We start from the raw sequence: 22771 nt of genomic DNA on the forward strand, positions 1-22771 counted from the left end.
TACTCGCCTGATGAGCGTCGACACAGTCTTGATCGAGCCGCTCGACGCGCTGCATTCCGACCGGAATCCCCAGGTGCTTCGAGTGGGCCTGGTGGTGCCCCAGTCCGGGCCGCTCGGGATCATCGGGCCCTCGGCGGTGGACGCGGCGCTGCTCGCGGCGTACGAGATCAACACCGCCTGCGGGGTGCGCGACCGCCCGGTGGAACTGGTCCTGGTGGACGCCGGCGGCCCGCCCGAGAAGGTCGCGGCGCAGGTCGAACTGCTCGGCTCGGCGGGTGCGGTGGACGTACTGGTCGGCTTCCACACCAGCGACGTGCACCGCGCGATCGAGTCGGTGGTGAGCGGCCGGACGCCGTACGTCTTCACCCCGCCGCACGAGGGCGGCGGTCGGCTGCCCGGGGTGGTGTGCACGGGAGTCGACCCGATGCGCCAACTGCGTGAGTCGATCGGGTGGCTGACCGAGCACCATCGGCTGCGCCGGTGGGCGCTGATCGGCAACGACTACATCTGGCCGCAGGCCATCCACGCGGCCGCCACGCGGTTGATCACACACGCGCACAGCAGCGTGGTGTACGAGCGACGGGTGGCCTTCGGGGCGGTACGCGCGGGCCTGGACGAGTTGTTGGCCGGGCTGCGGGTCGCCCGCGCCGACGCGCTGCTGCTCAGCCTGATCGGCCGCGACCTGGTCGACTTCAACCGGGCACTGCGGCACGCAGGGCTGGATCGCATCCTGGTCCGGCTGTCCGGGGCGCTGGAGGAGAACGGGCTGTTGGCCTACGGCGGCGACGACACCGGTGCGATGTACGCGGTGATGCAGTCCTTCGCGTCGCAGACCGACGATCGCCGGCTGGGCCTGGCCGAGCGGCACCGGTCCCTGTTCGGCGCGCAGGCGCCGGTGTTGGACGCCTACGCCGAGGGCCTGTACGACGGGCTGCACCTGGTCGCGGCGTTGGCCGCGCGGGACGAACTGGCGCCGGACGGGTTGGCGGCGGCGGTGCGCCGATTGTTCGACGCCGATCCGGCCGCCGCGCGAGGGGCGTGGGCGCGGTCGTCGCTGGGGCCGCCGCGCAGGCAGGTGTACCTGGCCCGAGCGGAAGGGCTGGATTTCGTTGTGCTGCCGCGACGAGAAAGTACTTCCATTTGGAAATAACTGGTTCTAGGGTTTCTCCGTGACCCCTCGGGGTCGTCCCGAGGAGAGACCACCATGAGCGAAGTCCCCACGCGCGGATCGACCGGGAGACCCGAGTCGACCGGCAGACCCGAGTCCCCCGGCAGACCGGACCCGACCGGAAGCCCCGCGTCGATCGAGAAGTACGGCTACAAGCAAGAACTCCGCCGGTCCCTGAGTTTCCGCGACCTGCTCGTGTACGGCCTGGTCTTCATGGTCCCGATCGCGCCGTTCGGCATCTTCGGCGGCGTGTTCCAGGGCTCCGGCGGCATGGTCGCGCTCGCCTACGTCATCGGCATGGTCGCGATGATGTTCACCGCGTTGTCCTACGCGCAGATGTCCCAGGCCTTCCCGATGGCCGGATCGGTGTACTCCTACGCCGGCCGAGGCATCGCCGCCCCGGTGGGCTTCCTGGCCGGCTGGATGATCCTGCTCGACTACATCCTGGTGCCCGGCCTGCTCTACCTGATCGCCGCCGTCGCGATGAACTCGCTGGTCACGTCCATCCCGGTGTGGATGTGGGTGGTCGGGTTCGTGCTGCTGAACACGGCGGTGAACTACCTCGGCGTCGAGATGACCGCCAAGGTCAACAAGATCATGCTGATCGGCGAACTGATCATCCTGGTCCTGTTCATCGTGATCGGCGTGGTCGCGCTGATGGACGGCAAGGGCCGCGGCTTCGACTTCACCCCGATCTACAACAGCGACACCTTCTCCTGGAGCCTGGTCTTCGGCGCCGTCTCGATCGCGGCGCTGAGCTTCCTGGGCTTCGACGGCATCTCCATGTTGTCCGAGGAGAACAAGGACTCGGCCAAGGCCATCGGCCGGTCGATGGTCGCCGCGCTGCTGCTGGCCGGGACGTTGTTCATCGCGCAGACCTGGATCGCCTCGCTGCTGGTGCCCGACCCCGGGACGCTGATCGACAAGGGCGACCCGGACGGCACCGCGTTCTACGACGCGGCCCGGGTCGCGGCGGGCGGCTGGCTGGCCAAGCTCACCGCCGTGGCCACCGCGATCGCGTGGGGCTTCGCCAACTCGCTGGTCGCCCAGGCCGCGACCTCACGCCTGCTGTACGCGATGGCCCGGGACCGGCAACTGCCGTCCTTCCTGGCCAAGGTGCACCCCAAGCACCGGGTCCCGGTCAACGCCACGCTGCTCACCGCCGTGATCTCGCTCGCCCTGGGCCTGTACACCAGCACCCGCGACGACGGCATCACCACGCTGAGCAGCCTGGTCAACATCGGCGCGCTCACCACGTTCCTGGTGCTGCACGTGTCGGTGGTCGTGCACTACCTGATCCGGCACAAGAGCCGGGACTACTGGCGGCACCTGATCGCGCCCTCGCTGGGCTTCGCGATCCTGGCCTACGTCGTCTACAACGCCGACGGCGACGCGAAACGACTGGGCACGATCTGGTTCGCGATCGGTCTCGCCCTGCTCTCCGGTCTGGTCCTGGCGGGCCGCCGGCCGAAAATCTCCGCCATCGACCAGGTCGAGGAACCCGTATGACCCTGCTCGAAGTCGTCTCCCTGCAGCCGACCTACCACCAGTACGCCTACACCTTCGGCGGGCGCCGCCCGCTGGTGACGGTCCGCCCCGGCACCATCGTGGAACTGTCCACCGAGGACTGCTTCGGCGGGAACGTCAAGGGCATCGACGACCTGCCCAGCGCGGTGTGCACCTTCCCCTATCTCAACCCCGTCACCGGACCGATCGCGGTCGAGGGCGCCGAACCCGGGGACACCCTCGCGGTGCACTTCGTGGACATCGCACCCGCGCGCGACTGGGGCATCTCCACCACGTTCCCGCACTTCGGCGCGCTCACCGCCACGCCCACCACGGCGATGCTGCACGAGGCGCTGGAGGAACGGGTGTGGGTCTACGACCTGGACGCCGACGCGGGCATCTGCCGATTCCGGGCTCGGGAGAGCGACTTCGTCGTGGACCTCCCGCTGGACCCGATGCACGGCACGGTCGGGGTGGCGCCCGCCGCGGGTGAGACGCTGATGTCGATCACCCCGGGCGCGCACGGCGGCAACATGGACACCCCCGAGATGCGGGCCGGCACCACCGCGTACTTCGGCGTCAACGTCGCGGGCGGCATGCTCTCGATCGGCGACGGCCACGCCCGCCAAGGCGAGGGCGAACTGTGCGGGACGGCGGTCGAGGCAGCGATGCGCACGGTGATCGTGGTCGACCTGATCAAGGGCGGCGCGCCGGTGTCGCCGCGCCTGGAGAACGACGACCACCTGCTCACCACCGGGTCGGCCCGCCCGCTCGAGGACGCCTTCCGGATCAGCCAACGCGATCTCGTGGGCTGGACGGCGGAGCTGCTCGACCTGGAACTGCTGGACGCCTACCAGCTCGTCAGCCAGGCCGGCCTGGCCCCGGCCGCCAACGTGTGCGACACCAACTACACGATGGTCGGCAAGCTGCCCAAGGCCGTGCTCGGACGACACCGGGCCTACGAGGGCCGGCACGACCACCTGCGGGCGGTGGCGGCGGCCTATCTGGCCGAGCGCTGAGGCCGCGCGGCGGGCCGTGACGACTCCGGCACCGGAGGGGCCACCGGTTGCCGGTGCCCGGCGGCGGATCATCCGCAGGCCGGGCGAGCGGGGGACATCCCCGGGAAGGACGCGTCCGCCGACGCGCATCCCGCAGCGGAGAACTCGGGGATGTCCCTGTGGGTGCCGGGTGCCGGGTGCTCGGGCGGTTCGGTGCCCGCGTGCCCGCGTGCTTGTGGGTTCGCGGCGGTACGACCGGGTGCGAGCGACCCGGCGCGGCGGGAATTCCCGGCCCGTGTGCGTGTTGGGACTCGTGTGAACGTGTTGCCGCCGGGTGTCCGGTTCTCCGTGCTCGACAGGTCGCTCACCCTGGAAGGGGAGCACCCCGCGTCGGCGCTGCGCCACGCCGTGGCCTTCGCCCGGGAGGTGGAGCGGCTGGGGTACCACCGCTTCTGGGTCGCGGAGCACCACAGTGTGCCGGGCGTGGCCGGGTCGGCACCCACCGTGCTGGCCGCCGCGGTGGCCGCGGTCACCGAGCGGATCCGGGTCGGGACCGGCGGGGTGATGTTGCCCAACCACCAACCGCTGGTGGTGGCCGAGCAGTTCGGCGTGCTGGAGTCGCTGTACCCGGGCCGGATCGACCTGGGCGTGGGCCGCTCGGTGGGCTTCACCGACGGGATCCGCGCCGCGCTGGGCCGGGGCAAGGACGCCGCGGAGGACTTCCCGGATCGGTTGGCCGAACTGCTCGGCTACTTCCTGGGCACCCAGGACGTGCACCCCGGGGTGCACGCGCGCCCCGCCGAGGGATTGCGGCCGGCCCCGTTCGTGCTGGCCACCGGGGCGGGCGCGGACCACGCCGCCGCCGCCGGGGTGCCGCTCGTGGTCGCCGCGGCGATCGGCGAGGAACGCATGCTCGCCGCGATCGAGCGCTACCGGGCCGCCTTCCGGCCGTCCGCGTGGTCGACGCGACCCTACGTCGTGGTGGCCGGCACGATCGCGATCGCGGACACCGAGGCGGCGGCGTACGACCTGCTCCTGCCCGAGGCGTGGGCGGCCGCGTACTCGCGCACCAAGGGCACCTTCCCGCCGCTGCTCCCGGCCGAGCGCATCCGGGCGACGGCGATGACCCCACGCGAGCGGGAACACCTGGACGCCGCGCTCCGGGACCAGATCCACGGCACCGCGGAGACCGTCGCCGGCGAGCTGGCCGGCCTGTTCGCCCGCACGGACGCGGACGAGTTCCTGGTCACCACCAGCTCGCACGACCGGGCCGGCCGGTTGCGATCGGCCCGGCGACTGGCCGAACTGGCGGGCATCGCGCCGCGGATCGGCGCGGCTGCCGCCGGCTGAGCCGGCCGGGCGGACCGACCTCCGCCGGCAGCCGGCGCGCGTTGCTAACGTGGTGCGGCCCGAGCCGGTCGTTCTGCGGGGAGGTTCCGACCGATGGCCCATGCCGGCCACCAAGCACACACGCTTCCACACCCATACCCACCCGGGCACACGCCCGCGCACGCGGCGACCGAGACACCCGCGCAGATCGAGCGGCGCCGGATCGCCAACGTCGCCTCCGTGGTCGTCCCGGGTGTCCTGGCGCACCGGATGTTGCGCCCGGCGCACCGGATCGGGAAGCCGGACGGGCTGATGGGCAACCTCAATCGGGTGCGCGCGTGGCTCGGCCTGATGATCGTGCTGGCCGTGTTCCTGCGCGGGCTGTACCAGGAGCGCACGCACTCCTCGGGCGCGGCCGCCGGCACCACCACCAAGATCCAGGGGGCGCAGGTGGTCGCCGAACTGGCGTCCGCGATGGTCCGCCGGATGGTGCTGCTGCCGCTGTACGGCATCGTCGGCATCGTGCTGATCGGCTGCCTCCTGGTGCTCTGCGCCCGGCCGCACCTGCGCTCGCTGACCCTGCGCCAACTGATCCACCCGGTCCGCACGGTCGGGTTGTTCCTGGTGGTTCCGGGGCTGGGCCTCGCGTTGGCCTGGGGATGCCGCAAGGGCGCGGGGCTGGGGGCGAACACCAACACGCTGCGCACCGACGGCACGATGGTCCAACTGGTGTTGTCCTGGGTGTCCATGGTCGCCGGGATCTGGGTCTTCGGATTCGCCCTGGTGGCGATCTGGCAGGTGGCGCAGCACCTGTTCTCCGCGGCGGACGGCCACCCGATGTTGCCCGCGCTGATGGCGATGTGGCTGGCCTGGACGTTCACCCTGACCGACATGCTGGTCAAGACCGACAACCCGCTGTTCGCGGGATCCGATATCGTGCCGGGCAACATCAAGGCCGTGGTCGGCGTGGGCGGTTCGGTGATCATCACCGCGTTGAGCGTCTGGGAGATCCGCCGCCTCGGCCGTTGGAACGGGATCACCTGGCGCAGCGGCCCGTGGGGATCGCGATCGCCGCAGACGCGCGCGACCGCCCAGGAAGTGGCCTGAGTTCGGGTCGGGGCCTCCTTGTCCGGGGCCCCGGCCGGATCCGCCGAGGCCCCGAGCGCGGGCGCCCGATGGACGGGCATCCGGGCTCGGGGCCTCGGTGTTCTCGTGCCGGCTAGGACTTGCCGCGGATGCTGCCGGTGATCAGCCGGTAGCCGAGACCGGCGGTGCTCTCGTCGACCAGGAAGAGCCGGCCGTCGTGTTCGAACGGCTTGGGCATGGCCTCGGCGAGGGAGACGCCCAGCCGCAGGGGGTACTCGGCGAGGACCCGGATGTGGCCGTTCTGCGGGTCGAAGCGGACCAGGCGCGGCGGCTTGCTGCCGCGCGCGTTGACCCACACCCGCAGGGCGCCGTCGGGGTCGACCGCGATCGGCGCGGCCTTGCTGTCCACGCTCAGGCCCACCACCTTGACGGCGGCCGGCAGCGCGGAGATCCAGCGCACCCGACCGGTCTGCCGGTCGACGGCCACGATCTGGTTCGCTCCGGGCGTGTTCGACGCGTGCACGGACCGGCCGTTGTTGCCGGGCACGTAGATCGTGCGCTCGTCGGCGAGCACGCGCGGCGAGGTGTCGCGCTTGTCCTCGCGCGCGTCGCCGCGGGTGTCGTCGACCAGCGGGCCGCCCGCGTCGATCGTGTAGGCGGGCTCGCCGCGTTCGTTCAACACGGTCAGCCTGGCCGGGCCGCCCGGCGCGGTCGGCTCGTCGACGATCACGGGGGAGGTGGCGACCACCGGTGAGGTGCCCGCGAGCACCGTGCCCTCCGTGGGCAGCTTGTGCACCCAGGCCGGCTTGCCGGTGAGCGGATCGACCGCCCACACCGCGTCCGTGCTCCCGCACCGGCCGTTGGCCACCAGCGCGGCCCCGCCGCGGAAGCCGGCGACCTGACAACCGACCGCGAAGGTGCGGTCGGCCACCCACAGTTGGGCGCCGTCCCTGATCCGGAACGCGGTGTCGCCGCTGACCGCCACGCCGCGCGAGACGGCCAGGCGTTCCAGGGCCGCGGGGCCCTTGGCGGTGCGCGATTTGGCCCACACCTCGGTGCCCGACGTGATGTCGATGCCCGCGATCCGGTCGCAGGCGGTGCCGACTCCGTAGACGACGACGGCGATCGGTCCGTCGGTCTCGGCGCCGGCCGCGCACATCGCGGCGCCGTTCGGGAGCGGCTTCTCCCAGACGGTGGCCCCGCTGTCCACGCGGTACGCGACCACGCGGGTGCGTTCGGAACGCACCACGGTGTCGCCCTGGAACCAGGTGCCCTCCAGCGTGCGTACGTCCGAGCCCGCCGTCGACACCGGCTTGGGGCCGTCCCGACCCTCCTTCAACGCCCAGGCGACCGACACGTGTTCGCCGGTGTTGCCGTACTCGTCGCCGTGCAGCACGGCCTGCCGGACCGCGCCGACGCCGGCGAGGGCGAGCACCAGCAGGGCCAGGATCGCGGTGCGCAGCAGGACCGGGCGATCGCGCGCGGGGCGGATCCGGTCCGGGGCGAGCGGCGGGCCGAAAACGAAGTGGTGGTCCGAGGGCGCCGGTTGCAGCGGCATCGGCGCGGGGGTCGGCGGGAGGGCCGAGCCCGGTCCGGCCGGGCCGCCGTACCCGGGGGTGTGCGGGTGCGGCCCGGGTTGGGGATGCGGGTCGTGCAGGGGCAGGTTGGGATTGGCCACGAAGCCGCCACCCGAGGCATTCGGGAACGGCGCGGGGCGTGAGTGCGGTTGTGCCGCCGGGCGCGCGTGCGACGGCGGCTGCGCCTGGGCCGGGATGTGCGGCTGGGGCGATGGCTGCGGCTGCGCGTGACCGGGGCCCGGGCCGGGGCCCGACGGCTGTGGTCGGGCCGGTGACGAGGAGGCGGGCGGTGCGAAGGGCGGTGGCGCCTGGCCCGACGACGGCGGTGCGAACGCCGGGGGTGCCTGGGCCTGGCCCGGTGGCGCGAAGGGGGGCGGCACGGACCGCCGGGCGTGCGAGCGTCGTTGCTCGTCCCACGGGTTGTGTGCGTCGTCCGGGCTGTTCGGGCTGTCCGGGCCGGGCGGGTACTGCGGGGTGCTCACGCGGTGCCTCCCGACGTGCCGGGTATCACCGGGGCGCCGAGGCCGACGTCGCGCGGGCCCGGCAGGTCCTTGAAGTCGCTCCGGTCCACGTGGCCCACCGACTGGCCCACGTTGTGCAGCCACAACACCAGGAACGTGATCGCGGCGGCCGAGGCCGCGACGATCAGCACGCTCACCACGATCACCAGACCGCTGCGCGGCGCGGCCGGCCCGCGGGCCGGCCGAGGTTCCGCCGGCGCGCCCCACGGTGGTGGCGCCTGCCCCGGGCCGGAGCCCCGCACCGAGCCCTGCGGTGGCAATGAGTGCGTCATGACGATCGCGCCCCCCGTGTTCCTGTCCCGAATTCACCCCGTACCGCGACCACCGCCCGGCACCTCCGACGCAAACGCCGCGTCGATCACCGTACCGACCCCGCTCTCCTCCCGCCGACCATCGCCCCCTCTCCGCCCGCGACACTCCACGAAATCCCCCCAACCGGGCCCGAGTCGTATGACTCGGGGGCGTCGCGTTCGCGCTCGTGCGTCGTCGTCCGTCCCCGGAAGACCCCCAGGGGTCGGGCCCCACATGGGTGGGAGCCCGAGGCGACCGGGTGCCCGACGGGCGGGACCACCCGGTGGGGGTGTCGTGGCGGTGAGGCAGGATGTCGGGGCGGCGATCGGCGTCGTGGTCGAAACGGGGAAGTGGATCGTGTCGTTTCAGCAGCCGGCGGGAGGCGAGCAGCCGCCGCCCGGTGGTGGGCCCTACGGGCCGCCGCCCGGATCGTACGGGGCGCAGTCCCAGGGTCAGCCGTACGGGCAGCCCCAAGGTCAGCCCTACGGGCCCTACGGCCCCCCACCCGGGGCGCTGCAGCCGGGTGTCCACCCCTATGGCGCTCCGCAGCCTCCGGGGCAGCCGATGTACGGACCGCCCGGATACGGGATTCCGCAGCCGCCGGGGCGTCGGGGCCCGAAGGTCGGGTTGATCGTCGCGGCCGTGGTGGGCGTGGTGGCGGTGGGGACCGTCGCCGTGCTGGGTGCCACCGGAGCGTTCTCCTCCGACGACAAGGACCCGGTGGCGAAGCCGACGTCGTCGGTCTCGGCGAGCGACCGGCCGACCACGTCGCCCACCTCGCGAGTGCCGGGGCCGCCGGAGTTGCCGACCCGGCCGCCGGCCACGTCGTCCAAGTCGTCCACGACCAAGCGCACCGTGGACACCCCGGCCCGGGCGGGTGGCCTGGACCGGATGGGCGACGACGCGTATCCGCTCCAGACCTCGATCCGGCGGCAGGCGGTGCCCGGTTCCAAGGTCGCCGCCTACGGTGCGGCCGGGGACGCCACGCCGACCGCGCTGGTGATGGTGATGGCCAACCCGTCGCCGTTCATGTCGCCGACGACGGTGATGGACCAGCTCATCGAGGGGATGCAGGAAGGGGCCGAGGAGAAGTCCTCGGGCCTCGGCGGTGTCCGCGAGATGGACCCCGGCAGCATGGGCGGTGTGCTGCGCTGCACCGAGATCCGATCGGGCGGCAAGGCGCTGCCCACGTGCGTGTGGGTCGACCAGGACACCGTGGGCGTCGTCTACGGCATCAGCGAGAAGTCGTTGGACAGCGCCGCGGCACTGGCCCTGCGGTTGCGTCCCGACCTGGAGAAGTGACCAACGGGTAATTCGTCCGCGGTATCACGGGCCGGCTCGACTCCGAGCCGGCCCGTTTTCGCGCCCGCACCGCGCCATCCACCTGGATCACACGGATTATGCGGGCACAAGCGCTACGCCCGTGCTGGTGTGCAATTGCACGGATTGGCGCCCGAGTGCGTACGTCGTGAGCTGCTGTCCGCGATATCCGACCGGTGATTCCGCCCGTGAATTGTCGATACCGCAACCACTGTCGTCGGGCCGTCGAGCCGGTGCGGTGGAGAGCGTCGATCGGTCGAATGTCGGGTGATTCGTCACACTTCCTCGGAGCGGATATCGGTACGGATTTGCAATCCCTGTCCCGGCGGCTCGCGGCGGTACTCGGCAAGCGGAATTCCGCTGCGCGGAATATCCGGTCGGTTGGCGGATCGGTCGCCGACGAGGGGGTGGGTCGGGTCGTCGGCGCGGTCTCCGAAATGCTCCGGTTCCGCCGCTGACCAGCGCGATGGCATCGGATTCGGTGCCGTGCAGGCGCCCATTTCGGCCGGCGGGTCGTCGGGTCGGTGCGCGGAGCCGGGCGGATGTCGCCGGCGGCGCGTCCGAATGTGGCCGGGGATTGGCCGTAAATCGACGCAGGCCAACCCTGTGGTGGCCGGAATATCAGTGCACGGGATCGGTTTCCATGACGAGTCCGGCGGGTTAACCGTTTGCTACGAACGCGCTCCGGAATACTCGTGGGATCGATCGGATGACTGCAAAAGTGGGCCTTTCGGCCATCGGGCGCAGATGGCCTTCTTTCATCCTGGATCACCCGTAATCATCTCAATTTCGGGCAGCCCTCCGGTTCCCGCGTGTGGGCGCGTAGAATGATTCCTCACGAACTACTCGGTTCAAGCGACGGCGCGGCACGGGGATGTTTCGCGCGTCCGGAAGTGCGACGAGATTGGTTCTCAGGGGGTCACAGTGAAATTGGTGGAACGAGAAAAGGATTTCTCCCGGCTCAATAACTTAATGATCGGATGTCGTCAGGGGAAAGGAGGCGTCGCAGTAGTCACCGGACCACCCGGCATCGGCAAAACGGCCTTACTCTCGCAATTCACCGGTCGGGTGACGGGATCGGACGTACTGCTCCTGGTGGCCACCGGGTCACCGGTGGAGGCGGACCTTCCCTTCGGACTGCTCAGTCAGCTCTTCCACAGCGCCAAGGTCCCGGACACGATCGGTGAGCACGTACCCCGGTTGATCGAGGAGGCGACGGCCGCCGGGCCGGAGACGCCGATCAGCCTCGGTCACCCCGCCTACGAACTCTTCGAGCTGTTCCTGCGGCTGGCCGAGCTGCAGCCGCTCGTGGTCATGGTCGACGACTTCCAGCACGCCGACCTCGCCTCCCGCAAGCTGCTGTTCTACCTGGCGAATCGGCTTCGGGTGGCCCGGATCCTGATGATCTGCAGCGACCTGAACCTGGGCAAGCGGCTCGACCCCACCTCGTGGGCGGGGTTCGTCGACCGGCCCTTCGGCCACCACGTCCGGTTGCGGGCGCTGTCCCCGGTGGGCGTAGCCAACATCCTGGAGCAGCGGCTGGGCGCGGTCGGCGCGCAGGGCCTGGGGGTGCGCTGCCACGCGCTCAGCGGCGGCAATCCGCGTCTGGTGCACGCCCTGGTCGACGACCTGCCCACCACCCTGCCCGGGGCCGTCCGCCAGGCGGACGGCGTGGTGATGGGCGAATCGTTCCGCGAAGCGGTGTTGGCCTGTCTGCACCACGGCGCGCCGCTGGACGGCGAGGTGGCCCGCGCGATCGCGGTGCTGGGGTCGCCGGCCGCTCCCGCGCTGGTGGGCGAACTGATCCAGATCGGCTCCGAGGACGCCGCGGGCGCGATGAAGACGCTGCGCGGCGCGGGGCTGCTGGACGGGGAACGGTTCCGGCATCCGGCGATCGAGGCGATCGTGCTGGCCGACCACGACTTCACCCACCGGGCGGACCTGTCCGGGCAGGCCGCGAACCTGCTGCACGAGACCGGGGCGTCGGCGCGCCGGATCGCCGAACGGCTGATCGCGGCCGAACCGGTCGGGCAGGGCTGGGCGGTGGCCGCGCTGCGCGAGGCGGCCGAACAGGCGGCCCTGGGCGACGAGATCGACTTCGCCATCGAATGCCTCAACCACGCCCGCAGATGCAGCGTCGACGAGGGTATCCGCGCGACGGTCACCGCGGAGCTGGCCCAGATGGAATGGCGGGTGGACCCGTCGGCCGCGGCCCGCCATCTGACCGCGCTCACCCAGGCGTTGCGGGACGGACACCTGGGGCGGCGGGACGGACTCGCACTGGCCAGGCACCTGTTGTGGCACGGCCGCTCGGAGGAGGCCGCCGAGGTGATCGGCCTGATGTTCGAGCTGTTCCGGGCCACCGACGAGGCCGACCGGCACGCCGCCGCCGGCTACCACGTCGCCCACCAGTCGCTGTTCGTGCTCCATCCGCCCGCGGTGGTCTACGCCGCGGACTCCGGCCTGGGACCGCCGTTGGATCCTGGCCACCCCACGGTGATGAACCCGCAGGTGCAGGCGGTCGAGGTGCTCTCCGCGGTGCTCACCGGGCGCTCGGACGAGAGCACCGTGTACGCCGCCGAGCAGGTGCTGCAGAACTGTCATCTCGGCGATCGCACCGAGGACGCGATGGCCTCCGCGCTGCTCGCGCTGCTGTACTCGGACGAGTTGCCCAAGGCGCGGGTGTGGACCGACCGGCTGATCGAGCAGGCCGACCGGCGCACCGCGCCCAACCGGCAGGCGCTGCTGCGGGCGATCAAGGCGAGCGTGGACTTCCGGCTCGGCGACCTGGGGGCCAGTGCCGACACCGCGCTGACCGCGCTGGCCTGCCTGTCCCCACAGAGCTGGGGGATCGGCATCGGCGGACCGCTGGCCTGGCTGGTCCTGGCCGAGACGATGCGCGGCGACCTGGACACGGCCGCCCGCTACCTGGCCCATCCGATCCCGGAGGCGATGTACGAGACCCGGGCCGGGCTGCACTACCTGCACGCCAGAGGCCGACATCACATGGCCGGTGACCGGCCCTCGGCGGCGCTGCGCGACTTCACCGCGTGCGGCGAACTGATGCGGAGCTGGCAGATGGACCTGCCGGCGCTGGTGCCCTGGCGCAGCGAGTCGGCGCTGGCGCACCTGCGGTTGGGACGGCGCCGTCGGGCCCGGGAGTTGGCCGAGGAACAACTCGCGCTGACCGACACCCGGGGCACCCGTACGCACGGCATCTCGCTACGGGCGTTGGCCGCCACCCTGTCGCCCGCGGAACGTCCCAAGGTGTTGACCCGGGCGGGCGATCTGCTCCTGGATTCCGGTGACCAGCTCGAACTGGCGTACTGTCTGGCCGATCTGGGTGACGCCCACCAGGCACTGGGGGATCCCACCCGGGCCCGGATGGCTCGGCGCCAGGCGACCGGTCTGGCGATGATCTGCGGCGCGGAGCCACTGCTGCGGAGCGCGGGCGGCGGTGAGCCGACCCGGCCGCCGACCTTGTCCGGGCCGGTCCGTACCTTCGCCGAGCCGGTGGACACCGGGTCGCTGAGCACGGCCGAATGCCGGGTGGGCCGGCTGGCGGTACGCGGCTACACCAACCGGCAGATCGCCGACGAACTGCACATCACCACCGGCACCGTCGAGCAACACCTGACCCGGATCTACCGCAAGCTCAACGTCAAGGGCCGGCCCTTCCTGCCGGTGGCCCTGGAGACCTGCCGAGCCGGTTAGCATCCCGGGCCGTGCCGGGTCGCGGGCCAGGCGACCCGGTACGGAGCGGGCGGGGCGGACCGGGTCGGGCGACCCGGTAGGGAGCGGCAGGGCGGCCGGGTCAGGTCGCCGGGTCGCCGGTGTGTGCGGGCAGGATCAGGCGGAAGGTTGCCCCGGTGCCGGGCACGGTGCGCAGTTCCAGGCGTCCGCCGTGGGCCTGGGTCAGCGACTGGGCGATGGCCAGACCCAGGCCCGCGCCGGCGCCGGTGCTGCGGCTGCGCGAGCCGTCCACGCGGTAGAAGCGCTCGAACACCCGGTGCGCCTGCTCGTCGGTCAACCCAGGTCCGCTGTCCGCCACCTCGATCAGCACCCCGTCCGCGATCGTGCCCACCCCGATCCGCACCGGGCTGCCCGCCGGGGTGTGGGTGACGGCGTTGCCGATCAGATTAGTGACCACCTGGCGCAGTCGGCGCTCGTCGCCCATCGTCGGTGCCGGGCTCACCGGGCCGCCGTCCGGGCCGGTCAGCCGGACCGGCCGGGAGGGGTCCAGGGCGCGCAGGTCGTGCAGCGCGTCGGCGGCCAGCGAGCGCAGGTCCATCGGCTCCGGGCGCAACTGCAGCGCGCCGGGATCGGCGGCGGCGCGCTCGTCGAGCCGGGCGAGCAGCAGCAGGTCCTCGACCAACCGGCCCAGCCGGGTCGACTCGCGCTCGATCCGGTCCATCGTGCGGTCCACGTCCGTGCGCTCGGGCAGCGCGCCCATGCGATACAGCTCGGTCAGGCCCTTGATCCCGGTCAACGGGGTGCGCAGTTCGTGACTGGCGTCGGCGACGAACCGGCGCAGCCGGGCCTCCGAGGCGGCGCGCGCGGCCACCGCGGTCTCGATCTGCGCGAGCATGCCGTTGAGCGCCGTGCTGAGCCGGCCGATCTCGGTGTTCGGCGCGGCGGTGTCCGGGACCCGACGGGCCAGATCGCCGCCGGCGATGGCCGCCGAGGTCTCCTCGATCCGGCGCAGCGGGCGCAGTCCGCCCTTGACCGCGAAGAAGCCGAGCACGGTGAGCAGGGCCAGCGTGGCCGCGGTGATCACCAGGCAGACCAGGCGGACCCGGTCCACGGTGGCCTCGACCTCGTCGAGTGACGCGGCCACCAGCACCCCGGAGCCGGGCGGGCCGGTGGTGCGCGGCAGCACCAACACCCGCCACGTGGTGTCGCCGCGGCCCGCGAGCTCGAACGGGCGGCCGGCCCGGCGCGCGACGGCCGCGGTGTCCAGGGTGGGCGGCTTGGGGTCCGGGTTGTCGCGATGGGCGCCGGCCCGACCGGTCTGCTCGATGCGGCCGTCCGGTGCGAGGTAGGCCACGTACAGGTCGCCGACCAGGTCCAGCGGCAGGGCCTGGGGTTGGTCGGGGGACTGGCGGAAGGTGATCAGGAACTGCGGGGTGACCCCGGCCATCAGGCGGCCGGTGGTGCGCAGTTGGCTGTCCACCCGGTCCACCAGCGGCGCGCGCAGCGACGCGAGGACCACCGCGTTGCTGATCAACAACCCGATCGCGAGCAGGCACACGGTCAACAGCAGTACCCGGGCGCGCAACGATCGGCGGCCCAGGACGCGCCGGCCGCGCCGGAGCAGCCCGGCCGCCCGGCGCAGCGGCCCGGTTCGACCCGGCCCGGTGCTCCCGTCGCCGGCGCCGGGACCGGGACCGGCCCCGTCCTCGGCGGGCCGTGCGGCGCTCGACCCGGCCCCGCCCCCGCCCCCGCCCCCGGCCGCGGCGTCGGCGTCGGCGACGGTCACGGGCGGGGCCTGCGCAGCACGTACCCGATCCCGCGCACCGTGTGGATCAGCTTCGGTTCCACGTGGTCCACCTTGCGGCGCAGATAGCTGATGTACGACTCGACGATGCCCGCGTCCCCGCCGAAGTCGTAGCGCCACACGTCGTTGAGGATGCGGGACTTCTCCAACGCCTGGTCGACGTGTTCCAACAGGTAGCGCAGCAGCTTGAACTCGGTCGGGGACAGATCGATCGCCTGCCCGGCGCGGGTGACCAGGCGCGCGTTCACGTCGACCTCCAGGTCGGCGACGATCAGCGTGCCCTCGCCGGCCGTTTCGCCCCGCGCCCGGCGCAGCACGGCCCGGATCCGGGCGATCAACTCGTCGAGTTGGAACGGCTTGGTGACGTAGTCGTCGCCGCCCAGGGAGAGTCCGTTGATCTTGTCCTCGGAGCCGTCCCGCGCGGTGAGGAAGAGCACCGGGACGGCCCCGCCGAACTCCTCGCGCAGTCGCCGAAGCACCTCGAAGCCGTCCATGTCCGGCAACATCACGTCCAGGACGACCAGATCCGGGCGATCGCGCACGGCCATCGCCAGCGCCTCGTCGCCGGTGGCCGCGGAGGCGACCGCGAAACCGGAGAAACGCAGGCTCGCGGACAGCAGTTCGCGCACCGTGGGTTCGTCCTCCACCACCAGGAGCAGTTCCGGCCCGGGCCGAGCCCGGCCGGGCCCGCCGTGGATCCCGCCTGTCATGCCCAGCCCCCATCGTTCCCGTGCGTTTTCGAGCCAAGTCCCGCCGATCCGGCCGGCCGCGCCATCGGTCGCGCGCTACACGTCGCGGGTGCGGAAGACCGCGAAGGCGATCGCGAGGATCAGCGCGACCCACGCGCAGAGCATCCCGTACCCGGCCCACGGACCGAACATGTCCGGATCCCGGTGCACCGCCATGATCTGACTGCCCGCGTTGGTGGGCCACCACTTCTGCACGTTGGTCTCCCACGACGTGGGCAGCGCGGTGACCAGGGTGGGCACCAGCAGGGTGACCGAGACCAGTACGGCCAGCGCGCCGGCCGTGGCCCGCAGGAGGGTGCCCAGCGCGACGCCGAGCAGGCCGATCGCGGCGAGGTAGAGCCCGCAGCCGAACACCGCGCGCAGCACGCCCGGATCGCCCAGGCTCACGTACGGAGCGTCGCGCGCGTCGAGCACCGGTTGGCCGACGAAGAACGCGGCGAACCCGACGATCTGGCCGACCACCAGCGCCACCGCGGCGAACACCGCGGCCTTGGCGCCCAGCAGCCAGGACCGGCGCGGCACCGAGACCATGCTGGTCATGATCATCTTGGTGGCGTACTCGGAGGTGACCACGAGCACGCCCAGCACGCCCACCGCCAACTGGGCGATGATGTAGCTCTTGATGCTGGTCGCCGTCGGGTCGAAGTCGAGCCGGTCGGCCGCGCTCGAATCCTCGTACTGCGCCGCCCCGGCGGCGGTGAACAGCAGTCCCAGTCCCACCCCGAGCGCGATCGTCGCCAGCAGGGTGTACGCGGTCGAGCGCAACGAGCAGATCTTCGACCACTCGGAGAACAGCACGTCGGTCACCCGGTACGCGCGCGCCTTCCCGGCCGGCGACTCGGTCGACTCGACCCGCTCGCGGGTCTCGGTCACGGTGGTCATCGAACCGCTCCTTCGGTCACGTTGTACTCCACGCTGTCCCGGGTCAACTCCATGAACGCCTCCTCCAACGAGGTTCGCTGCGGCGTCAGTTCGGCCAGTGGAACCCCGTCGGCGGCGGCGTGGCGACCGATCTCCAGGCTGTCCATCTCGGACACCACCAGCGCACCGGTCTCGTCCAGCCGCACCTTTGCGCCGTGCGCGGTCAACACCCGGCCGAACGCGTCCGCGAACGGGGTGCGCACCAGCACGGAGTGGGTGGAACTGCGCTCGATGAACTCCTCCAGGCCGGTGTCGGCCACCAGCCGACCGCGGCCGATCACGATCAAGTGGTCGGCGGTGAGCGCCATCTCGCTCATCAGGTGGCTGGAAACCAGCACCGTGCGGCCCTCGTCGGCGAGCCGCTTCATCAGTTGCCGGATCCACCGGATGCCCTCCGGGTCCAGCCCGTTCACCGGCTCGTCGAACATCAGGATGTCGGGATCCCCCAGCAGCGCGGCGGCGATGCCCAGACGCTGACTCATCCCGAGCGAGAACTGCCCGACCCGCTTGCCCGCCACCTCCTCCAGGCCGACCCGCTCCAGCACCTCGCCCGCGCGCCGTGCCGGCAGGCCGTTGCTGCGCGCCAGGCAGACCAGGTGGCTGCGCGCGGTACGGCTGGGATGCGCCGCCTTGGCATCCAGCAACGCCCCCACCGCGCGCATCGGTTGCGGCAGATCCACATACTTGCGACCGTTCACCGTGGCCGCTCCCGCGGTCGGGGTGTCCAACCCCAGGATCATCCGCATCGTCGTGGTCTTGCCCGCGCCGTTGGGCCCGAGGAACCCGGTCACCCGACCCGGCCGGACGGTGAAACTCAGGTCGTCGACGGCGACCTTGTCGTCGTAGCGCTTGGTCAGTTGCTTGACCTCGATCATCCGGCGGCCTCCGCGATCCGATGGTGCACCGTGCTGTGGTGCGACCCGTGTGCGCTCATGCCGGTACCGTGCCGGCGCCGAGTGGCCTGTCGCTGAGAGGTTCCTGAGCGTTCGCTGAATTCCGCGGCCGGTCGCGTACGACCTCGGCCGCGCGCCCGGCGAGCCGGACGCGACGTTCAGGAAACTCTCAGGAATCTCTCGGGAAGCTGCCGGCAAACCCGCGTTCGGGCCGGTCGAGGGCATCCACGGGCGAACGCGACGACGGGCACGCACCGTGTTCGACCCACTATCACGAGTTCTCATTTCGATGCAATGGTCAACGTCACGACCCCGATCGGGGGCATAGGGGTTGTTCGGGGTACCCCCATGCTTACTCCGGGTGCCCGTCGAACTTCTATGGGTGGTGTCCGTGGAAACCCCTGCATAGCGTCGACCGCAGTGGCAGCGATGGGAAAAGCGCGGCCGGCTCAACCGGCCGGCTCATCCGACTGGGGGATCGCAATGGCGGACCAGGGCTCGTGGAAACTGCTCAACGACCGAGGCGGCGAAGGGGTCATCCTGGCCGCCGACTTCCCGGCCACCGGCCGGCCGGAGGCAGGCTTCGCCGAGTTCGCGCCGCGGATCGCGCCGGGCCTGCAACTGTGGGAGACGGTCCCCACCGCCGCCGGCGCGCCGGGCGCGGGTTCGGGCGCCGACCAGGTGGCCCGCTGGGTCGACGGCCTGCCCGGCGGCGACATCCCGGTGGTCGGGGTGTTCGGCTACTGCGCCGGTTCCGTGTACGCGGCGGCGCTGGCCGAGCACGTCACCAAGCGCCAGGAGACCGCGCCCGCGGTGGTGCTCTTCGACCCCGAGGCGGTCTCCGAACTCACCCTGTACTGGCAGTTCCACAAGGTCGTCGGGAACCTCTCCGTGGTGCTCTCGCCGACCGAGGTCGGCGACGCCCAGGAGGCGGGCAAGAAGGCCCGCGAGGAGAACCCGGAACTGGTGGCCTTCGGCGCCGCGTTGGACCGGATCTTCCAGGACGTCGGCCGCACCGCCTTCGCCCGGGCCGGCCTGGACGCCGAGCGCTCCGCCGAACTGGGCGGCACCTTCACCGCGTTCGTCTCCTATCTGACCGCGGCCACCGAGATCGACTACGCCGCGGGCTGGGCCGCCGCGACCGCGATCACCTCGCGCACCGAGACCAACGGCCTGAACCTGGCCCGCAGCAACGGCCGCGAGGATCTGATCGGTCGGGAGATCACCTTCGACATCGACCACGCCGACCTGCTGCGCGACGAGGACGTCGCGCGCACGGTGCTCGGGCTGCTCGGCTGAGCCGAACGCCGGGGCGACCTCGCCCCGAGGCGGTGGGCCGACCGGGACCCGCCGCAGGGCGACGCCCGCGATTCGGGCGCGGCACACGGGCCGGGTCCACAGCGGGGGGACCGGGTCGGGAAGGGACCGGGTCCACAGCGGGGGGACCGGGTCGGGAAGAGGCCGGGTCCACAGCGCGGACCGGGTCGGGAACGGGCCGGGAATCGGCCGATACGAGAGCCGGCCGAGCCGAGCACCGGCGGCGGCGACGCACCAGTGCAATGAGGGGACGTCAGACATGCGTGGGCACTCCGGCGCGCACGACGCGCACACCGCGACTCCGGTCGCGGCAGCCGACAACGACACCGACCCGGCCGCCGACACCGGGCGGACCGACGCGCCCGGCGGTGCCGCGGAGCGGGTCGGGTCCGACCGCCGGAGCGCGGCGGTGCGCAAGGAGGAGGCGCTGTGGCTGCTGGAGAAGATGGTCCCCGGCACGCCGGTGAACAACCTCTCCATCTCGCTGCGGAGCACCGGCGAGTTCGACCCGGAGACGCTCGGCTCGGCGCTGACCGTGCTGTTGCGCCGGTACGAGGTGCTGCGCACCGTCTTCCACGCCGACGACGCGACGTTGACCAAGGAGGTGCGGCCGGCCGCCGCGACCACCGCCCGGATCGACCGGGTCCAGGTCGCGGCCGGTGAACTGGACGCCGCACTCGCCGAGTTCGCCGGCACCCCGTTCGCACTCGAGGGCGAGTCGCTGGTCCGTGCGGTGGTGTTCACCGACGGCGAGCAGGACGTGCTCTGCCTCACCGCACACCACCTGGTCTTCGACACCACCTCGGCGATGATCGTGCTCGAGGAACTGGTCGCGGTACACGACGCGTTGGTGGAGACCGGGCGCCCGCCCGAGGAGCTGCGCGCGGTGGTGCCCGCGCTCACCGAGGCGCCGCCCGCACCGGCCGGTCTGGCGTACTGGCGCGAGCACCTCGCCGGCTTCCGCCCGGCCGGCCTCGAACTGGCTTGCCAGACCCCGGAACCGGCCACCACCACGCTCACCGGCGACCAACTCGTGGTGGACCTGTCGGACGAGGCGACCGCCGTGGTGCGCCGACTCCAACGCGAACTCAAGGCCCCCGAGGCGGTGGTGCTCCTCGCCGCCTACTACGCGCTGCTCGAGGCGCACGGCGCCGGCCCGGACCTGACCGTGGGCGCGCCGGTCAACCTGCGCGGTCCGCGCGATCAGCGCGCCGTCGGCTACCACATCAACGTGCTGCCGCTGCGCGTGCGGGTGGATCCGGCGGAAGGTTTCCGCGCACTGGTGCGCCGCACCCGGGACGTGTTCTTCGCCGGCTTCATGCACACCGGCGTGCCGGTGGACACGATGCTCGAGGACGTCGAGCGGGACGGCTCCGGCTGGCGCAACTCGCTGTTCCGGCACGTGTTCAACTACGTGCCCGGGATGGGCCTGCCCGACCTGGAGATCGGCGGCCGCAAGGCCTCGGTGGCCGTGGTCGAGAACGGCTCCAGCAAGTTCGACCTGGAGTTCTTCCTGATGTCCGCGCCGGAGGGCATCCGGCTGCGCGCCGTGCACTACACCGAGGTTCTCGACCGGGCCCAGGTGCGCGCGCTGGCCCGTCGCTACGAGGCGCTGCTGTTGGCGCTGGGCGCCGACCCGGACGCCCCGGACCGGCCGCTGCGCGAGATCCCGATCGGGTATGCCGAGGAGCGCGCGCTGCTCGCCGCCGCCAACGACACCGGCGCCGAGGACGCCGCCGGTGTCCCGGCCGCGGTCGCCGCCCGGGTCGCGGCCGATCCCACGGCGCCGGCCATCGAGGACGGGACCCGGCGGATCGGCTACGGCGAACTGTGGGCGGGCGCGCGGTCCGTGCGCGACCTGCTGCGCGGCGCGGGCGTCGCGTCGGGCGACGTGGTCGCGCTGGCCGCGCCGCGCGGTCCCGAACTGGCCGCCGCCGTGTTCGGCGTCTGGCTGGCCGGAGCCGCCTACCTCCCCCTCGACCCGGACCACCCCGAACATCGCATCGCCTACCAGCTCACCGACTCCCGGGCACGGGCGGTGCTGGTCGCCGACGGCGTCGCACTGCCGGAGATCGCCGACCTGACCGTGCTCGCGCTGCCCGCTCTCGCCGCCGGAACGCCCGCCGGTTCGGCGTCGGACCTCGACCCGGAACTCGACCCGGACCTGGACGTCGACGTCGACCCGGAGTCGTGCGCCTACCTCATCTACACCTCCGGCTCCACCGGCCGCCCCAAGGGCACCCTGCTGAGCCACCGCAACCTGGCCAACCTGGTCGCGCACTTCGCCGCCGAGCAGCACGCGGGCCCCGCCGACGTGACGTTGTGGATGACCACGTTCACGTTCGACATCTCCGCGCTGGAACTGTTCGTGCCCCTGGCCACGGGCGGTCGACTCGTGGTCGCCCCGGACTCGGCGCGCACCGACGGCGCCGCGCTGCGCGAGGTGCTGACCACGCACCGGGTCGGCATCGCGCAGGCCACTCCGACCACCTGGCGACTGGTGCTGGCCGACGCCGGCCCGGTCCTGGCCGGCCTGCGGGTGTTGTGCGGCGGCGAACCGCTGCCCGCCGACCTGGCCCGAGAGCTCCTGGCCACCGGCTGCGAGCTGTGGAACGTGTACGGCCCCACCGAGACCACCATCTGGTCCACCTCCGGCCGGATCGGCGCCGACGACACCGACGGCGGGCCGGTGTCGGTGGGCAGGCCGATCCGCAACACCCGAGTCTTCGTCGCCGCTCCCGACGGCCGGGAACTGCCGGTCGGCGTCCGTGGCGAACTGTGCATCGCGGGCGAGGGGGTGGCCATCGGCTACCACGAGCGCCCGGAACTGGACGCGGACCGCTTCCGCCGGCACCCCGAGTACGGCCGCCACTACCGCACCGGCGACCAGGCCCGGTGGCGCGCCGACGGCACCCTGGAGGTACAGGGCCGGCTGGACCGGCAGGTCAAGCTGCGCGGCAACCGGATCGAGCTCGGCGAAGTGGAGGCGGTGTTGCGCGCCCACCCCGAGGTCAAGGGCGCCGCCGTGGTGGTTCTCGGCGGCCCCGGTCCCGACGCCACGCTGGCCGCGTTCGTCGAGGCCGCGCCCAGCACCGACCCCTCCGACGGGCTGTGGGAGCACGCCCGCGGCGAACTGCCCGCCTCGGCCGTCCCGCAGGAGTTCTTCGTGGTGGAGAGCTTCCCGACCACCCTGAACGACAAGATCGACTACCCGGCGCTGGTCCGGCTCGCCGCCGAACACCGCAGCGCCCGCGTCGAAGGCGCCGGCGGCGCGGAGCCGGACGACGAGTCGACCGCCGCCCTGGTCGCGCTGTGGCGCGAACTCCTGAACCGACCCGACGTCGACGCCGACACCAACTTCTTCTCGCACGGCGGGCATTCGCTGCTCGGTGCGCAACTGGTCCAGCGGGCCGAGGCGATGATCTCCGGCTCGCTCAAACTCGCCGACCTCTTCGACCACCCGACCCCGACCCGACTCGCCGCGTACATGCGCGCGAGCGAACCACAAGGGGTGTCACAGGCGCGGGAGGAGTAGCCGCCGCGCCGGCGGCGGGGGCGGAACTCGACGGGGTCGCACGGCATGCGGTCGCCTCGTTCG

The 22771-nt window shown here is 72.3% G+C and carries 15 protein-coding genes; 9 read left to right on the plus strand and 6 right to left on the minus strand.

Annotated elements, in window-relative coordinates; all coding sequences use genetic code 11:
- Positions 1-10 precede the first annotated feature (10 nt).
- The 5 genes from ACIBSV_RS26540 (at position 11) to ACIBSV_RS26560 (ending at position 6108) form a co-directional block, all read left to right on the plus strand.
- Complete coding sequence (locus tag ACIBSV_RS26540) at positions 11-1150, plus strand: substrate-binding domain-containing protein (protein WP_395867182.1); 1140 nt, start codon at positions 11-13, stop codon at positions 1148-1150.
- Between the two features lie 54 nt (positions 1151-1204).
- Positions 1205-2677, plus strand: coding sequence for an APC family permease (locus ACIBSV_RS26545; RefSeq protein ID WP_395867184.1), 1473 nt, complete (start codon positions 1205-1207; stop codon positions 2675-2677).
- Positions 2674-3693: an acetamidase/formamidase family protein gene (locus tag ACIBSV_RS26550; RefSeq protein WP_395867186.1), complete on the plus strand. Its 1020-nt coding sequence runs from the start codon at positions 2674-2676 to the stop codon at positions 3691-3693. Before ACIBSV_RS26545 ends, ACIBSV_RS26550 begins: the two co-directional genes overlap by 4 nt.
- Positions 3694-3987: 294 nt before the next feature.
- Positions 3988-5022 (plus strand): MsnO8 family LLM class oxidoreductase, encoded by a 1035-nt coding sequence (locus tag ACIBSV_RS26555; RefSeq protein WP_395867188.1) that lies wholly within the window; start codon positions 3988-3990, stop codon positions 5020-5022.
- Between the two features lie 93 nt (positions 5023-5115).
- Positions 5116-6108, plus strand: a complete 993-nt coding sequence (locus ACIBSV_RS26560; RefSeq protein ID WP_395867190.1) for a hypothetical protein — start codon at positions 5116-5118, stop codon at positions 6106-6108.
- Between the two features lie 112 nt (positions 6109-6220).
- Here the strand turns inward: ACIBSV_RS26560 and ACIBSV_RS26565 are convergent, their stop codons facing one another.
- Both ACIBSV_RS26565 and ACIBSV_RS26570 read right to left on the minus strand, forming a co-directional pair.
- Entirely contained in the window at positions 6221-7765 is a 1545-nt protein-coding gene (locus tag ACIBSV_RS26565) for a PQQ-binding-like beta-propeller repeat protein (RefSeq protein ID WP_395867192.1), read from the minus strand.
- Between the two features lie 377 nt (positions 7766-8142).
- Positions 8143-8457, minus strand: a complete 315-nt coding sequence (locus tag ACIBSV_RS26570; protein WP_395867194.1) for a hypothetical protein — start codon at positions 8455-8457, stop codon at positions 8143-8145.
- Positions 8458-8833: 376 nt separating this feature from the next.
- On the opposite strand from ACIBSV_RS26570, the gene ACIBSV_RS26575 reads away from it, so the two are divergent.
- A complete protein-coding gene (locus ACIBSV_RS26575; protein WP_395867196.1) occupies positions 8834-9778 on the plus strand; it encodes a hypothetical protein in 945 nt (314 codons plus the stop codon).
- Between the two features lie 951 nt (positions 9779-10729).
- Positions 10730-13510, plus strand: coding sequence for an AAA family ATPase (locus ACIBSV_RS26580; protein ID WP_395867198.1), 2781 nt, complete (start codon positions 10730-10732; stop codon positions 13508-13510).
- Positions 13511-13610: 100 nt separating this feature from the next.
- On the opposite strand, the gene ACIBSV_RS26585 is transcribed toward ACIBSV_RS26580, so the two are convergent.
- The 4 genes from ACIBSV_RS26585 to ACIBSV_RS26600 all read right to left on the minus strand — a co-directional run bounded on the left by ACIBSV_RS26585 (position 13611) and on the right by ACIBSV_RS26600 (position 17838).
- Complete coding sequence (locus ACIBSV_RS26585) at positions 13611-15113, minus strand: ATP-binding protein (RefSeq protein ID WP_395867447.1); 1503 nt, start codon at positions 15111-15113, stop codon at positions 13611-13613.
- 158 nt (positions 15114-15271) lie between these two features.
- Positions 15272-16003 carry a response regulator transcription factor gene (locus ACIBSV_RS26590; protein ID WP_395867200.1) on the minus strand — a complete coding sequence of 244 codons (732 nt, stop codon included), beginning with the start codon at positions 16001-16003 and terminating at the stop codon, positions 15272-15274.
- 75 nt (positions 16004-16078) lie between these two features.
- The gene (locus ACIBSV_RS26595) at positions 16079-16924 is read right to left on the minus strand and encodes an ABC transporter permease (protein WP_395867202.1); all 846 of its coding nucleotides are present in this window, start codon (positions 16922-16924) and stop codon (positions 16079-16081) included.
- On the minus strand, positions 16921-17838 hold the full coding sequence (locus ACIBSV_RS26600) for an ABC transporter ATP-binding protein (RefSeq protein ID WP_395867204.1): 918 nt from the start codon (positions 17836-17838) through the stop codon (positions 16921-16923). Before ACIBSV_RS26600 ends, ACIBSV_RS26595 begins: the two co-directional genes overlap by 4 nt.
- A 501-nt stretch (positions 17839-18339) precedes the next feature.
- Between ACIBSV_RS26600 and ACIBSV_RS26605 the strand changes: the two genes are divergently transcribed.
- Both ACIBSV_RS26605 and ACIBSV_RS26610 read left to right on the plus strand, forming a co-directional pair.
- Entirely contained in the window at positions 18340-19155 is an 816-nt protein-coding gene (locus ACIBSV_RS26605; RefSeq protein ID WP_395867207.1) for a hypothetical protein, read from the plus strand.
- A 277-nt stretch (positions 19156-19432) separates the two neighbouring features.
- Positions 19433-22708, plus strand: coding sequence for an amino acid adenylation domain-containing protein (locus ACIBSV_RS26610; protein WP_395867209.1), 3276 nt, complete (start codon positions 19433-19435; stop codon positions 22706-22708).
- The last annotated feature ends 63 nt before the right edge of the window (positions 22709-22771 follow it).

Origin of the sequence: Embleya sp. NPDC050154, from assembly GCF_044460165.1 — a bacterium.
In the GTDB taxonomy this organism is placed as follows: Bacteria; Actinomycetota; Actinomycetes; order Streptomycetales; family Streptomycetaceae; genus Embleya.